Annotated in this window: 9 protein-coding genes; 4 read left to right on the top strand and 5 right to left on the bottom strand. The window is 61.2% G+C overall.

Going from position 1 to position 16405, the window contains the following annotated elements; genetic code table 11:
• Nucleotides 1–88: 88 nt before the first annotated feature.
• From QO005_RS00835 to mgrA, 3 genes are all read left to right on the top strand, one after another.
• Nucleotides 89–850, top strand: a complete 762-nt coding sequence (locus QO005_RS00835; protein ID WP_307156079.1) for a sugar phosphate isomerase/epimerase family protein — start codon at nt 89–91, stop codon at nt 848–850.
• A gap of 21 nt (nt 851–871) precedes the next feature.
• Nucleotides 872–2005: a Gfo/Idh/MocA family protein gene (locus QO005_RS00830; RefSeq protein ID WP_307156078.1), complete on the top strand. Its 1134-nt coding sequence runs from the start codon at nt 872–874 to the stop codon at nt 2003–2005.
• A gap of 136 nt (nt 2006–2141) precedes the next feature.
• A complete protein-coding gene (mgrA, locus tag QO005_RS00825) occupies nt 2142–3176 on the top strand; it encodes an L-glyceraldehyde 3-phosphate reductase (protein ID WP_307156077.1) in 1035 nt (344 codons plus the stop codon).
• 55 nt (nt 3177–3231) lie between these two features.
• On the opposite strand, the gene pyrG is transcribed toward mgrA, so the two are convergent.
• From pyrG to QO005_RS00805, 4 genes are all read right to left on the bottom strand, one after another.
• The gene (gene pyrG, locus QO005_RS00820; RefSeq protein ID WP_307156566.1) at nt 3232–4869 is read right to left on the bottom strand and encodes a CTP synthase; all 1638 of its coding nucleotides are present in this window, start codon (nt 4867–4869) and stop codon (nt 3232–3234) included.
• A gap of 120 nt (nt 4870–4989) precedes the next feature.
• Nucleotides 4990–5421 (bottom strand): preprotein translocase subunit SecG, encoded by a 432-nt coding sequence (gene secG, locus QO005_RS00815; RefSeq protein ID WP_307156076.1) that lies wholly within the window; start codon nt 5419–5421, stop codon nt 4990–4992.
• A 165-nt stretch (nt 5422–5586) separates the two neighbouring features.
• Entirely contained in the window at nt 5587–6357 is a 771-nt protein-coding gene (gene tpiA / locus QO005_RS00810) for a triose-phosphate isomerase (protein ID WP_307156075.1), read from the bottom strand.
• 217 nt (nt 6358–6574) lie between these two features.
• Entirely contained in the window at nt 6575–7462 is an 888-nt protein-coding gene (locus QO005_RS00805; protein ID WP_307156074.1) for an alpha/beta hydrolase, read from the bottom strand.
• A 244-nt stretch (nt 7463–7706) separates the two neighbouring features.
• Between QO005_RS00805 and parE the strand changes: the two genes are divergently transcribed.
• Complete coding sequence (gene parE, locus QO005_RS00800; protein WP_307156073.1) at nt 7707–9737, top strand: DNA topoisomerase IV subunit B; 2031 nt, start codon at nt 7707–7709, stop codon at nt 9735–9737.
• Between the two features lie 190 nt (nt 9738–9927).
• Here the strand turns inward: parE and QO005_RS00795 are convergent, their stop codons facing one another.
• Nucleotides 9928–16332 (bottom strand): apolipoprotein A-IV repeat region-like domain-containing protein, encoded by a 6405-nt coding sequence (locus QO005_RS00795; RefSeq protein WP_307156072.1) that lies wholly within the window; start codon nt 16330–16332, stop codon nt 9928–9930.
• Nucleotides 16333–16405: the final 73 nt, after the last annotated feature.

Raw genomic sequence — 16405 nt, 5'->3', positions numbered from 1 at the left:
CAAGGCGAGGATGCGTTAGCATCTTCGAGCCTTGGTATTATACCTGCCGGAAATTCCCCGGCAGGCTTTCCTGAGGAGGAGTCCCCCCATGTCCGCTCTTGGTTTTCAACTTTACAGCGCACGCAATTTTCAGCCCTTTTCCCATATTTTCCCGAAACTGAAAAAGGCCGGTTACACCCATGTGGAAGGCTATGGCGTGCTCTACGCCGAAGCCGACGAGGCCGGGCTGAAGGCCCTGAAGGATGATCTGGACCGGAACGGTCTGACCATGCCTACTGCCCATTTCAGCCTCGACATGCTGGAGAAGGAGCCGCAAAAGGCGCTGTCCATCGCCCGCACCCTCGGGATCGAGGCGATTTATTGCCCCTATCTCATGCCCGACCAACGTCCCAATGACGCCGCAGGCTGGCATGCTTTCGGCCAACGGCTGGAAAAGGCCGGTAAGCCCATCGTTGATGCTGGTTTGACCTTCGGCTGGCATAATCATGATTTCGAATTCGTGGCGCTGGCCGATGGCTCTACCCCGCAGGACCAGATTTTCGCGGGCGGACCCAGCCTCAAATGGGAGGCCGACATCGCTTGGGTCATTCGCGGTCTTGCCAATCCCTCCGACTGGATCGAGCGCTACGGCGACCGCATCACTGCCGTGCATGTGAAGGATATCGCCCCTGCCGGCGAGAATGCCGATGAAGACGGCTGGGCCGATGTCGGTCACGGCACCGTGGACTGGAAGACGCTGACGCCTGCGCTGCGCAAGCTGAACGTCAAGCATTTCATCGTCGAGCATGACAATCCGAACGATATCAACCGGCTGATCGACCGCTCCGCCGCTTCCTTCAAATCCTACTGAAACCTATCAGGATATTCTCCCATGACTGGTGAACTTGGTGTCGGCATCATCGGATGCGGCAATATCTCTGCGGCATATTTCACGCTTGCGCCCCTCTTCAAGGGGTTGAAAGTGGTGGCCTGCAGCGATCTCAACATGGCGGCGGCAGAGGCCCGCGCCGCCGAATTTGGCGTAAAGGCCCAGACCGTGCCGGAGCTTCTCGCCAATCCGGATGTGCATGTGGTGGTCAACCTGACCATTCCGGATGCGCATTATCCCGTTTCCAAACAGGCGCTGGAAGCAGGCAAGCATGTCTATTCCGAAAAGCCGCTGGTTCTGAGCCTCGAGGCAGGGGAGGATCTGCGCCGCCTTGCCAAGGCAAAGAACCTTTCCGTCGGCTGCGCGCCGGATACGTTTCTGGGCGGGGCGCATCAACTGGCACGGCGCTATATCGATCAGGGCGGCGTGGGCCGCATCACCTCCGGCACCTGCCATGTGATGAGCCCTGGCATGGAAATGTGGCATCCCAATCCGGATTTCTTCTTCCTGCCGGGTGGCGGGCCGATTCTGGATCTTGGACCTTACTACATCGCCAACCTCATCAACCTGATCGGGCCGGTGAAGCGCGTCGGCGCGTTGACCTCCATGGCCAGCGAAACGCGCACCATCACCAGCGAACCGCGCAATGGCGAGGTCATCCCGGTGAAGACGCCGACCAATATCCATGCTCTGCTGGAGTTCGTGAGCGGCGCGACCATCACGCTTTCGGCAAGCTGGGATGTCTGGTCGCATCGCCATGCCAACATGGAGCTCTATGGCACCGAGGGTTCGCTGTTCGTGCCGGATCCCAACTTCTTCGGCGGCACGGTCGAGGCCTCGGGCCGCAACAAGGATATTCAGCCGCTTGACGGCTGGGATCACCCCTTCGGCATCAACAACCAGGAAAGCCCTCATGGCCCCCGCGCCAATTACCGCACGGCAGGCCTTGCCGACATGGCGGTGGCTATCCTTGAGGGCCGGGATGCACGCTGCTCGCTGGACCGGGCGCTGCATGGCGTCGATGTAATGACCTCTATCCTCAAGTCCGGGGAAACGGGCGAGTTCATCACGCTTTCCACCACCTGCACCCAGCCGGCTGCCCTTGGCGAGTTAGAGGCGCGGGCGCTGCTGAAGTAAGATATTGCTGACGCATTGAAAGAGCACCGGCTCGCAAAAGCGGGCCGGTGCTCTTGTATTCTCGACTCATTCAGTCGAAAACATCAGCCGCGGCGGGAGGCTCCCAGATCCCGCCCGATAAAACGGAGGAATCCCCATGTCCTGGCAAGCTGCCGAAAATCGCTATGAACGGATGATCTATAACCGCTGCGGCAAGAGCGGCCTGAAGCTCCCGGCCATTTCGCTTGGCCTCTGGCACAATTTCGGCGATGACACGCCGCATCAGTTGAAGCGCGACATGTGCCGCCGCGCCTTCGATCTCGGCATTACCCATTTCGATCTCGCCAACAATTACGGCCCGCTGCCGGGTTCGGCGGAGCTGGCCTTCGGCGAAATTCTGAAAACCGATTTTGCGGGCCTTCGCGATGAGCTGATCATTTCCTCCAAGGCAGGCTATCACATGTGGCCGGGGCCTTACGGAGAATGGGGCAGTCGCAAATATCTGATCTCTTCCTGCGACCAGAGCCTGAAGCGCATGGGGCTGGATTATGTCGATATTTTCTACTCTCACCGGTTCGATCCGGAAACGCCGCTGGAGGAAACCTGCGGTGCGCTGGACCATATCGTGCGGTCGGGCAGGGCGCTTTATGTTGGTATTTCCTCCTATAATTCCCAGCGCACCCGCGAAGCCGTCGCCATCATGAAGGAGCTCGGTACGCCGCTTCTGATCCACCAGCCCAGCTATTCCATGCTGAACCGCTGGGTGGAGGATGACACGCTGCTCGATACGCTGGACGAGGTGGGCATGGGCTCCATCGTCTTCTCGCCGCTGGCGCAGGGCATGCTGACCACCAAATATCTGAAGGGCATTCCCGAAGACAGCCGTGCGGCGCAGAACCACTTCCTCAAGAAGGATTTCATCCGCCCCGAGATCATCGACAATATCCGCAAGCTCAACGAGATTGCCGAGAAGCGGGGGCAGACGCTGGCGCAAATGGCCATTGCCTGGGTGCTGCGCGGCGGTCGCGTCACCTCGGCGCTGATTGGCGCTTCCCGCGTGTCGCAGATCGAGGATTGCGTGAAGGCGCTCGACAAGCTGGATTTCACCGAGGCTGAACTGGCCGAGATCGAGGTCTACGCCAAGGAGGCCGATATCAATCTCTGGGCGCAGTCGGCAGAACTGGATAAATAACAACAAAAAGCCCGCCGGTCTTGCGAGCGGCGGGCTTTTCAAATTCTGACATCACTCAAACCAGACGGCTGCGCACCACAGCGGCTTCGATGAAGCTCTTGAACAGCGGATGCGGTTCCAGCGGGCGAGATTTCAGTTCCGGATGGTACTGAACACCGATGAACCACGGATGATCGGGATATTCCACCGTTTCCGGCAGCACACCATCCGGCGACAGGCCCGCAAAGACCAGACCGCAATCTTCCAGCCGCTCGCGATAATCGATATTGACCTCGTAGCGATGGCGGTGGCGCTCGGAAATCTCAGTCGAGCCATAGACCTCGGCGATCTTCGAGCCTTTCTTCAGGCTGGCCTTATAAGCGCCGAGACGCATGGTGCCGCCGAGATTGCCGGAGGCGGACCGCTTCTCGAGCTCATTGCCCTTCATCCATTCGGTCATCAGGCCAACCACCGGTTCCGCCGTCGGGCCGAATTCGGTGGAGGAGGCCTTTTCGATGCCGGCAAGATGGCGGGCTGCTTCCACCACGGCCATCTGCATGCCGAAGCAGATGCCGAAATAGGGCACCTTGCGTTCACGGGCAAACTGCGCCGCCAGGATCTTGCCTTCCGAACCGCGCTCGCCAAAGCCGCCCGGCACCAGAATGCCGTTGACCTTTTCGAGATAGGGCGCCGGGTCTTCCTTTTCGAAAATTTCGGACTCGATCCACTCGAGCTTGACCTTGACCCTGTTGGCGATGCCGCCATGGTAAAGCGCCTCGATGAGCGACTTATAGGCGTCCTTCAGGCCGGTATATTTGCCGACGATGGCGATGGTGACTTCGCCTTCCGGCGTGCGGATACGGTTGCAGACCTCTTCCCAGGCATCGAGACGCGGCTTGGGCGCGGGTTCGATGCCGAAGGCCGCCAGCACTTCGTTGTCGAGGCCTTCACGGTGATAGGCCATCGGCACGTCGTAGATATTCGCCACATCCAGCGCCTGGATGACGGCTGAGGGCCGCACATTGCAGAACAGCGACAGCTTGCGGCGTTCAGCCTCCGGGATTTCCCGGTCGGCCCGCACCAGCAGAATGTCGGGATGAATACCGAGCGCCTGCAATTCCTTGACGGAATGCTGGGTGGGCTTGGTCTTCAATTCGCCTGCCGCCGGAATATAGGGCATCAGCGTCAGATGCAGGTAAACGGCGGTGCCGCGCGGCAGCTCATTGCCAAGCTGGCGAATGGCCTCCACGAAGGGCATGGCTTCGATATCGCCGACCGTGCCGCCGATTTCGCAGATCACGAAATCATAGTCTTCATTGCCTTCGATAATGAAGTCCTTGATCTCGTTTGTGACGTGCGGAATGACCTGCACGGTTGCGCCGAGGTAATCGCCGCGCCGTTCCTTGTCGATGATGTTCTTGTAGATGCGACCCGTGGTGATGTTGTCGGTCTTGGTGGCAGAACGGCCCGTGAAGCGTTCGTAATGGCCAAGGTCGAGGTCGGTTTCCGCCCCGTCATCGGTCACGAAGACTTCGCCATGCTGCGTCGGGCTCATCGTGCCCGGATCGACATTGAGATAGGGGTCCAGTTTGCGCAGGCGCACGCGGTAGCCCCGCGCCTGCAACAATGCTCCGAGTGCCGCGGCCGCAATTCCTTTACCAAGAGAGGAAACCACGCCGCCAGTGATGAATACATATCGCGCCATGGGCTTCACCGGATACCGTTTCAGATTCGATTCCGCCAGTCCTAATTTCATCAGACCACGGAAATACACACAAAGAAAAACCGGCGGGCTGTTTTTTAAGCCCGCCGGAGCGAAGGGAAGGTCAGGCGATCAGTTGCCCGTCGGTACGGAACCCGGCTGTGCCGGAGCAGGCGTTGCGGCATTTCCGGCCGGAGCAGGGGTTGCTGCGCCATTGGTCGCCGGAGCCGCGGGCTGGGCCGGGTTTGCCGGCTGAGACGGCGCGCCGGGAAGCTGATCGAGGATATTGCCGGCGGGCGCCTGCTGACCGCTCGGAATGCGGTCCAGAATATCGGTCGGACGCGATTCGTAGCGGGAGAGAATGCCAAGCGCCAGCGAGGTGATGAAGAACAGCGTGGCCAGAATGGCCGTGGTACGGGTCAGCGCATTGGCCGTGCCGCGCGCCGACATGAAACCGGAACCGCCGCCAATACCGAGACCGCCGCCTTCGGAACGCTGAATCAGCACGACGCCGACAAGCGCGATCACGATCATGAGGTGAATGACGATCAATACGGTCTGCATGGATTTTCCATCCTGCCCTTATCGGGCCTGTTCTAAAAAAGCATTCGGCGGCTCTCTACACGAGGAACCGCCGTAAAGAAAGCCCCTTTGCCCAAGTCCCTGAAACAAGTTCCTGAAAACTGCAGGGGCGTTTTGCTGATCCTGCTGGCCTTGGGGCTGGCCGGATCAGTCCAGAAGCTCGGAATAAGCCCCATAGATGGCGAGGAAGTCGGTCGCTTTCAAGCTGGCGCCGCCGATCAGCGCGCCATCGACATTGGCCACGCCCATCAGTTCCTTCGCATTGCCCGGCTTCACCGATCCGCCATAGAGAATGCGCATCTTCCGGCCGTTTTCACCGAAGCGCTTGACCAGTTCGGCACGCATGAAGGCGTGAGCTTCCGCGACATCATTGGCGGTCGGCGTCAGTCCCGTTCCGATGGCCCACACCGGTTCATAGGCAATAACGGTATTATCCGCAGTGGCATTGTCCGGCAGCGAGCCCGCGAGCTGGCGCTTGAGGATGTCCAGCGTCTGGCCCTGCTTGCGCTCATCTGCCGTTTCACCGATGCAGACGATAGCCACCAGCTCGGCGGCATGGGCGGCTTCGGTCTTGGCGCGCACCAGGTGATCGGTTTCGGCATGGTCGGTGCGGCGCTCGGAATGGCCGACGATGACATGCGTGCCAAAGCAATCGGCAATCATTTCGGCTGAAATATCGCCCGTATGGGCGCCGGCGGCGTTCTGGTGGCAATCCTGGCCGCCAATGGCGAGCGGGCTATCTTCGCAGAGCGCGGTGGCCACATAGAGCAGCGTGGCCGGTGGGCAGATGAGGCTTTCGACCTTTTCAGACAGCGGGCCCTTGACCCCTTCGGCAATCGCCTTGATCTGGTCCAGCGAGGCGCGCGTGCCGTTCATCTTCCAGTTTCCCGCAACAAGCGGGCGTACATCCGGTGTCATATTTCGTCCAACCCAACCCAATTCCGTTGAAAAACAGCAGTGACAGAATAGGAGGCAAGTTGCAACGCAACATGCCTTAAATCAAGGCAGAAGAGCAAAACGCCCTTAATTTCTGTCATAAAACTGCAAGAATGGCGGAGAATCTGCCGTTTTGCGCATGTTTGACTGTGGAAAGTGACTGTTTTATCGCCATGCGTGTATTTTGTGTTTTTACGCCTTACCGGAGAAGCCAGTTCAGGACGGCGCGCCAGTCCGTCATTCTGACCGGCGTGCCATGGGTGCCGGTGAGGAACAATGTGAATTTGGTGGGATAGCCGCCGCGATGCAGCCGCTCGTAAAGGCCGGTTTGATCGCCCGCCGCATAGACATTGTCGCGGCTGCCATGGGTGAACCAGATCGGTAGTTTGGCGCGGAAAGCTGCACTGGTGGTGAAATTGGGATCCGTTGCGCCCCCCATGATCGCCATGCCGGAAAGGGCGCGCACCGCCTGTTCCTCTCGCGTCATGCCCCAGCAGATGAAACTGCCCATGGACGCGCAGGCCAGCACCACCGGCTTGCCGCCAGAGCGGTTGTGCGCCTGTTCGATCAGGGCGGCAATCTGATCCACGCCCATCTTGTCGAACGAGCGTACCGTCGGGGCATAATAGGTGCCGCCATTTTCCACTGCCAGATTTTTCAGCCGGTTGAAATTGCCGCCGAACTTGTAGTCATCGGATCCCAGTCGCCGGTCACCGCCGCGGCCATGAATGAAAATCACGGTGAATGCGGCACCATCCGCCGGGCCTGTGCGGGTGACGTCCAGCTTGCCTGCCGCGCCCAGATCCAGCGTCTCATCCTTCTGATATTTGCGAACGCCTGAAGACACGTAGGGCGCCTTGACGCGCCGCTCCGGGATCTGGTCGCGCCCATTGATGTCACGCATTTCCTGATAGTCGATAATCTGGAAATCGCCGTTATCGCGGCTTTCCAGCACGGTCTGGCCGGAAAAGAGATCATCCTTGAAAGGCATCAGATTGGCGGCGGAAGCGGGTGCTCCCGCGAGGCACAGCCCCGTTGTGGCAAGGCAGAGCAGGGCGCGGCGGAAATCAATTGTGGACATCTGCATGAGGCAAGAAACTCCTTCGGCAAGCAGCCTTGCCATGGGTGCTCAGGAAACGCAAAGATTTCCGCACATTCGGGGCGGTGAGCGGCTCAGTGTTCAACGAGGCTCGGCTGCGAAAGTTGCAGCTGATATTGCCTTGGGGCCGCCGGACGGGTAGAAGGCGAACAAACCGGAAACTCCCTCTCTGTCCGGTGCTTCAAGCGCCTTCCGCCTGATCGCGGGTTACAGAAAGCGATAGAACGACACGATGGACGATAACGATCTCTTTGGCGATTTGCCGCAGGCCGTTCCTGCCAAGCCGGAAACGGTGAAGCCGGAGGCAAAGCCAGCTCCACCCGCGCCGCAGGGCGGCGATGAATACGGTGCTTCTTCGATTCGCGTTCTCGAAGGGCTGGAGCCGGTGCGCATGCGTCCCGGCATGTATATTGGCGGCACGGACGAGAAGGCGCTGCACCATCTCTTCGCGGAAGTCATCGACAACTCCATGGACGAGGCGGTGGCGGGCCATGCCAATTTTATCGATGTCCATCTCGATGCTGAGGGTTTCCTGACCGTCACGGATAACGGGCGCGGCATTCCGGTGGAGAACCATCCGCAGGTGCCCGGAAAATCGACGCTCGAAGTCATCATGACCAAGCTGCATGCCGGCGGCAAATTCGATGGCAAGGCCTATGAAACCTCGGGCGGTCTGCATGGCGTGGGCGTTTCGGTCGTCAACGCGCTGTCCGACAGCCTGGAAGTGGAGGTGGCGCGCAATCGCAAGCTCTATCGCCAGCGCTTCTCACGCGGAATTCCGCAGGGCGGGCTGGAAGAACTGGGCGATGTGCATAACCGGCGCGGCACCCGGGTGCGGTTCCATCCCGATCCGCAAATCTTCGGCGATCATGCGAAATTCGATCCGGGCCGCATTTTCCGCATGGCCCGCTCCAAGGCCTATCTGTTCGGCGGTGTGGAAATTCGCTGGTCCTGCGATCCGGGCATCCTGCCTGCGGGCGGGGATATTCCGGAAAAGGCCGTCTTCCATTTTCCAGGAGGTCTGAAGGATTATCTGGCGGCGACGCTTGGCAAGGAATTCACCGTTACGCGGGAAATCTTCGCCGGAAAGTCGGACAAGACCAATGGTCATGGCGCGCTGGAATGGGCCATCACCTGGTATGGCGGCGATCCGCAGGTTCATTCCTATTGCAATACCATCCCCACGCCCGAAGGTGGCACGCATGAGGCGGGCCTGCGCATTGCGCTGCTCAAAGGCTTGCGAAACTACGGCGAACTCACGCAAAACAAGCGCGCCCAGCAGATTACCACCGATGATGTGATGATTTCGGCAGTCGGCATGCTGTCGGTCTTCATCCGCGAGCCGGAATTCGTGGGTCAGACGAAGGACAAGCTGGCGACGGTGGAAGCCCAGCGCATCGTTGAAAACGCGCTGCGCGATCCCTTCGATCATTATCTGGCGGATAATCCGGCGGAAGCGGCGAAGCTCCTCGATTGGGTGATCGAGCGCGCCGAAGAGCGGCTGCGCCGCCGCAAGGAAAAGGAAGTCAACCGCAAGACGGCGGTGCGCAAGCTGCGCCTGCCGGGCAAGCTTGCCGATTGTGCGCAGAACACGGCGGAAGGGGCGGAACTCTTCATCGTTGAGGGTGACTCGGCTGGTGGCTCCGCCAAGCAGGCGCGCAATCGCGCCAATCAGGCCATTCTGCCGCTCAGGGGCAAGATCCTCAACGTGGCCAGCGCCGGACGCGACAAGCTTTCCGCCAATCAGCAGATTGCCGATCTTATCCAGGCGCTGGGCTGCGGCACCCGCACCAAATATCGTGAGGAAGATCTGCGCTATGAGCGCATCATCATCATGACCGATGCGGATGTGGACGGCGCCCATATCGCCTCGCTGCTCATCACCTTCTTCTATCAGGAAATGCCGGAATTGATCCGGGGCAGCCACCTCTATCTCGCCGTGCCGCCGCTTTATGTGCTGCGGCAGGGGGCGAAGACGGTCTATGCCCGCGACGATGCCCACCGCGCCGAACTGATGGAAACCACCTTCAAGGGCAAGAAGGTCGAAGTGGGCCGCTTCAAAGGTCTGGGCGAAATGATGCCGCAGCAGTTGAAGGAAACCACCATGGACCCCGCCAAGCGTACGCTGTTGCGCGTGGCCATTGATGATGTCGATTTCGAAGGTACCCGTGATGCGGTGGATGCGCTGATGGGCACCAAGCCGGAAGCCCGTTTCCGCTTCATCCAGGATCGTGCCGCCTTCGCGGAAAATCTGGATATCTGAGGCGCTTTCCGCTTCGTTTCCCCGAATAGCTACGTTTTTTCAAATGCCGCCCTTGGGCGGCATTTCGTTTTCACGCGTTTCCGGACAAAAAGCTGGTTCGCACTTTTGGGTCCGCTGCGCTGCAGCCGCAAACGACAAAGGCCGCGAAACGTGAAGTTTCGCGGCCTTTGTTCATTGTGCTTGAATAGGCTTAGTTGAAGCGGCCTGCGGCATGGGCCAGCATGGTATAGACCTTGCCGGTGTCCGAGGTCAGGTAGGACTGGGTGATGGTCTTGTCCCGGTCCGTACGCGCCACATCCGAGAGCAGCTTTTCGAAATCAGCGATGTAGCGATCGACAGCGGTGCGGAATTCCGGTTCGCGGTCGTATTTGCGCTTGATCTCATCGAAGGTCTGCTGACCCTTCAGCGTGTAGAGGCGACGGGTGAAGACATCGCGCTCGCCACGCTGGTAGCGCCGCCACAGTTCCACAGACGCGTCGTGATCGATGGCGCGGGCGATATCGACCGAAAGCGAATTCAGCGACTCGACCATGTGGCGCGGATTACGGGTATCGGTGGTGCGCTGCGGCTCTGCGGGCTGACGCGGCTGGGCCGGGCGGGCGGCGGGCGAGACGATGGTCTGCTCTTCGCGGGATGCGCCGCGCAGCAGGTCGCTGATCCAGCCGCCACCCTGGCCGGACTGCGAGGCCGGAGCGGAAGTCTGCATCGGTGCCTGCTCCACGGAGAGGCTGCCACGCAGGCCAAGCGGAGCCTGGCTTGCCTGTTGCGGAGCAGGGCGGGCTGGAGCCGGTGCGGTTTGCTGGCTGTAGGACGCTTGCGGGGCAATGGCAGGCTGCTGCGGACGGGGTGCCGCCGGTGCAGGTGCCGGACGCGGCGCGGGTTGCGAGGCGCGGGGAGCGGCTTCGGCGATTTCCATTTGCTGGGCCGAGCGGCCAACCAGTTGCGAAATATCCTGCAAGGCCTTTATCTGCTCGGCCACGGCGCGACGCATGGCGCTGGCGCTTTCCTTGGCCTCTTCCGGCAGGTCGAAGGCGCCACGCTTCAATTCCGAGCGGGTCAGATCCAGTTCCTTGCGGATTTCCTGGGCGGAGCGGCGGATTTCGTCGGTCGCGCCGGAGAAGCGGTTCATTGCTTCTTCGACCGCAGACCGGACGGCCTCCTTCATCTGTGTCGCCGTGCCATCCGACTTCTGACCGGCCTCTGCCAGGATGCGATCCACATCGGAGAGCGAGGAGGCAAGACCACCGCGCAGGCGATTGGCAAGCTCGGTGGAACGCTTCTCGGCTTCGGAGAGGGTCCGCTCGATGGAGCGTGTGGCCTCTTCACCGGCGGCCAGCAGCGAATCCCGCATGGAACCGGCCGTCGATTTGGCCTGCTGCTCCGTCTCGCCCAGAATCTGGCCGAGATCGGCAAAGGACGACTGGATGGTGTTGCGCAGATTGCCGCTCATCTGGCCGGAGCGCTGCTCCAAGTGGTCGAAGGCACCCTCGACCATGCCAGCCAGCGACCGCATTGTGTTTTCGATTTCCTCGGAGCGCTTGACGAGACCGATGGAAAGATCGCGCAGCGCCTGCTGCCGCTCTTCCAGCGTTCCCGCCAGATTGGACTGGGCCGCAGCCAGAAGATCGGAGGCCTGACCCAGCACCTTGGCGTGATCGCCGAAGCGCCCGACAATGCCGGTGACCTGCGACAGCGCCTGATCCGACACATTGGACAACCGCTCCAGATTGCTTTCCAGCAGGCGTCCGGAGGTGGACAGCACGTCCGCAGCACGGTTTGTGGTGGCGGCAAGCCGTTCGGTGGTTGCGCCGAACTGCCGGTCGGCATCCGAAACGGTCTGGGCAGCCTGCTCGACAAGACCGGTGAGGGCCTGATTGGTCTCGGTCATCCGCTCGATCATGTGACCGGCGGTGCTGGTCAACGATTCTTCCGCTGCGTGCAACTGACGGGCGGCATGCGACGCGCGCGCCGTAATGGCGTCGGTCACCTGGGCATTTTCCTGCCGCAGGCGCTCGGCGCTCTGTTCGGCAGCCTGGGCGATGCGCTCGGCGGCTTCACGACCGATTTCGGCATATTGCTCGACCGTCGGCTTTGCCTTCTCCTCGATGAGGCGGGCAAGCTCGGACGAGCGACCGGCCAGCATGGAGTTGAGCTCGCGGGTCCGTTCGTCCAGGGTAGAGCGGATGGCGTTTCCGCGTGCATCCAGCGCCTTTTCGACGCTGTCCAGCGTAGAGGAAATCTCGCCCGAGGTGTTTGCAAGCGCAGAACGCAGCGCTGCTGCCCGTTCTTCCAGCGCCCGTTCGGCTTCGGTCATTGCGCCGGTGATCGAGCCTGCTCGGGCGGCGATGCTGTTCTCGGCCTCGGACGCCTTGCGGATAATGGCATCGCCAGCTTCGGCGAAGTTCTGCACGAGACCCGCGCTTTGGCCGGAAAGCTGCTCGTGCGTCTGGCTGATCCGGCGGGTCAGATCTTCGGTCTGCTGACGGATCGAGCGGGTGAACTCTTCGTTGCGGGCATTGATGGTCTGAGAGAAATCCTCGCTGGTGCGACCGAGCGTTTCGGCGGATTTCTGTGCCTGCTCATCGATTTCACGGGCAGCACCCACCACGGCGTCACGCAGCGAGGTGGCAAGCCCTGCGGCCTTGCCTTCAATAGTGTTGTTGACGTTCTGAAGGCCGATATTCAGCGCACGATCCATGGTGGACAGGCGTTCGTCGATCATGGACGTGCCACTGTCGAAGGTCTCGGCCAGGCGCTGGCTGGCGCCGCCCAGCGTTTCTTCCAGCCGCTGCGTCGCATCGCTGCTGACCCGTTCGAGGTCGGAGACCTTTTCCGTAAGCTTGGCCGCCACGCGTTCGCCCGCATCCGTAACCTTGGCATCGACGCCGTCGAGGCTGCCATGGATACGGTTTTCCAGCGAGCCGAGGCTTGTTTCGATCCGCGCCGTGGTGTCGTTGAGACGTCCGGCAACACCGCTGATCGAACCTTCGATCCGGGACGAGAAGTCCTCGGCGGTGCGGCTGATCTCGTTGGCGGCCTCGCCGAACTGGCTGGCAATGGTGCCGGCAGAGCCGCGAAGACGCTCTTCAAGCGCGCGGCTGCTGGCGTCGATGGTGGCGCGCAAGCTGTCCTGCTGCTCTTCCAGCGTCATTTCCAGCATGCCGGCGCTGGCGGCAATGGTGGCGCCAATCGCCGTCCCCTGTTCCGACAGCGTATTTTCCAGGGCGTCACGGGCATCCTGCAGGCTGGAGGAGAGAGCGGCGCTGCGCTCGTCCAACGTCGAGCGGATGCGGTCGTGATTGTCCTCGAAGGTGCTGGACAGGCGGCTGACCGAGCTGTTCAGATCGTTTTCGATCTTCGATACCCCTTGGCCCAACAGGCTTTCCACGCGCTCGGCGGATTGACCCAGCGTCTCGGCGAGGCGCTGTGAATGGGCGTCGAGCGACTGGTCGAGACGGCCCTGATTGTCTTCGTAAGCCGCGCGGATCGCATCGGCCTTGTTGCCAAAGGCGAGCGCAATGCGGATATCGGCTTCGGTCGCCGTATCCATCAATTCCGTCATACGGCCATCGATCAGATCCTTGAGCTGGCCGTGATTGGCTTCATAGGCCGCACGGATTTGCTCGGCCTTGCTGCCCAGGGCTTCCTCGATCCGCCGATCCGCCTGACCGACGGTGTCAATGAGGTCACCGACCTTGGCGTCGATGGTCTGGGCAAGACGGCCTTCATTTTCCTCGTAAACAGCCCGGATGGCGTCAACACGGTTACCGAGTGCCAGTTCGATCCGCATATCCGCCTCGCTGGCGGTATCGATGAGCTGTTCCACCTTGCTGTCCAGCGTCGCGGTTAGGCGCGCCTGGCTTTCCTCGTAAGCCGCGCGGATGGCATCGGCTTTGCCGGTCAGCGCCTGCTCGATCTGAATGTCGGCCTGACCGACGGTCTGGATCAGGTCGCCGACCTTGGCGTCGATGGTCTGGGCGAGGCGGTTCTCATTTTCCTCGTAAACCGAGCGAATGGCATCGACGCGGTTTCCAAGCGCCAGTTCGATGCGCATATCGGCTTCGTTGGCGGTGTCGATCAATTGCTCGACCTTGTTGTCGAGTGCAGCCGTCAGGCGGCCCTGGCTTTCCTCGTAAGCGGCGCGAATGGCGTCGGCCTTGCCGGTCAGCGCCTGCTCGATCTGGCTGTCGGCATTGCCGACGGTCTGGATGAGTTCACCCACCTTGGCGTCGATGGTCTGGGCGAGGCGGCCTTCGTTTTCCTCGTAAACTGAGCGAATGGCATCGACGCGGTTTCCAAGCGCAAGTTCAATGCGCATATCGGCTTCATTGGCGGTGTCGATCAATTGCTCGACCTTGGTGTCGAGCGTTGCCGTCAGCCGCGCCTGGCTTTCCTCGTAAGCGGCGCGGATGGCATCGGCCTTGTTACCGAAGGCGTCTTCAACACGGCGATCCACTTCGGCGGCGGTTTGGGCAAGCTGTTCGACCTTGGCGTCCAGAACCGATGTCAGCCGCTCGTGATTGGTCTCGTAAGCAGCGCGGATGGCGTCCGCCTTGTCGGAAAGCGCCGCCTCGATCTTGGCGTCCGCGCCTTCGGCAGCCTGGATAATGCTGTTGGCCTTGTGATCCAGAGTGGCGCTCAGGCGGCTTTCACCCGAAGCAATTGCCTCGGAAATGCCGCTGGAGACGGAGTTGAGCGTTTCCGAGATGCGCGCTTCGCTGCCCACCAACTGGTTGACGATGGCATCCGAACGGCTGCCAAGCGTTTCCTCGAAGCGCTCATGCGTGTTGCTCAGCGCCTGGGTCAGCGCGCTGCCACGCTCTGCCATGACCTGATCGATACGGCGCTGTGCTTCGGAAATCGTGTCGTCCAGCTGCTTGCGGCGCAGTTCCAGCGCTTCAGCAAGCGCACGCGAGTGCGTGGCAAGCGCTTCCGCCATGACCTCCTGCGAACCGCCGAGCGTTGCGGCAAGCGCCAGCGACTGATTGGTCATGTTCGAGCCCAGGCGCTCGATAGAGGTGGTAAGAATGCCGTCGATGGCATCCGAGCCGCCCTTCAGCGTTTCGTTGATGCGCGACAGGCTTTCCATCAGCTTGCTGTCCAGCGAACCGGCGCGCTGATCGAAGGCATTGGCGAATTCCGCCATACGATCATCGAAGCTGGCATTGATCTGGCCGATGGTGGCCTGCAGGCGATCCTCGAACAGGCCGGAGCGCAGATCGATGTCGACAATGGCTTCGTCGGCATTGTTCTGCAGGCTCTGGCGGAAGTTGACGGCCTTTTCTTCCAGCGAGTTGTTCAGGCGGTTCAGCACGCCGTCCAGGCTGGTGTTGATCTTGGTTTCACCCTCGGTGAAGCTCTGGGCGATCTCGCGGGTGCGTGCCACCAGCGTTTCATTGAGCTGCTTGGAGCGCTCGATGAGGGCGGCATTGAGCTTGTCGGTGCTGGCGTCCAGCGTCGATGCGCGGGTTTCGAACTGGCGAAGGATTTCCTCGCCATGGGTCGACATGGAGCTGGTGAGCGTTTGCAGGCGGTTGTCGAACTCGCTGGTGAGCGAGAAGCCGGCAGCGCCCAGCGCTTCCACCATTTCATCGGTCTTGGCGGTGAGGATGGTGCCGAGCGATGCGGCGGCGGCATCGGATTTTTCCATGATCGAGGCAGCACGCATGTCGATCATCGAAGCAAAGGCTTCGCCGGAGGTGGCCAGCCGCACGCCGATCTCTTCGGTGGCGAGAGACAGTTCTTCCTTCAACTGGTCATGGGCGCCGACGATGGACGAGCGAATGCGATCGGCATGGTTGACGATGGCATCGCGCTCTGCGGCCAGTTCCTGCACCAGGGTGCGCACGCGCAGCTCATTATCCGTATAGCTGCGTTCCAGCGCCGTCACTTCGGAATGAACGAGCGTTTCCAGTTCGGTGGCGCGTGCAATGGTGCGCTCGATGCCCTCGTTCATGGCGGAAACTTCGCGGCGCACCGCCTGACCCACGGACATGATCCGTTCGGAGGCGATGGTTTCCGGCTCCGCCAGCCTGAGCGCCACTTCCGCCATGGAGCGGGCGGCGTTGCGCAGGTCACTGGCCCGCGACATCATGATGGCAAAGGCGAAGAAGACGAAGATCGGCAGGATGGTGCCGACGAGAATGGCAATGATACCCGGATTGGCGATGAAGGCCGCAAGCCCGCCGGACCAGATGGATGAGCCGTAAAGGATCTGCGACAGCGCAAAGCCGCCAAGGCCCCAGATCACGGATACGACAGTGGCATTGCGAAGCGCCGCCCCCATGGAGGCACCTTCCAGCGATTTCAGGATGGCCTGAGGCGCCTTGCGCGACCCGTCATTGGCGGGCGCAAGTGCTGGCGATTTCGGCGCGGGTTCTGCTGCTGCACGTTCCGTGCGCTGCGGGCGAGGGTCGGCAGGCGTGGTGCGGGCAGGCTGCTGCTTGGCCGTTTCAGGCATCTTGGCCTCCGGGGCTCGTGGCCGTGCGGGCGGCGCAGGCGTATCGTCTTCCTCCTCGAAGTCGATCCGCAGGGCTGCCTCAAGGGCCTGGAAAGCGCTATCGTCAATCGATTCGCTTGTCTTTTTGTTCGCCATAGGTACGCCTCGCTTACGCCTACTCAGACCGCTCGCGGGCCTGATCGCTTTCGCGGCCCGGCAATGCGGCTAA

Source organism: Allorhizobium paknamense (assembly GCF_030815125.1).
Lineage (GTDB): Bacteria > Pseudomonadota > Alphaproteobacteria > Rhizobiales > Rhizobiaceae > Allorhizobium > Allorhizobium paknamense.
Note: the sequence above shows the minus strand (reverse complement) of the source record. Positions and strands in the feature narration are given on the sequence as shown.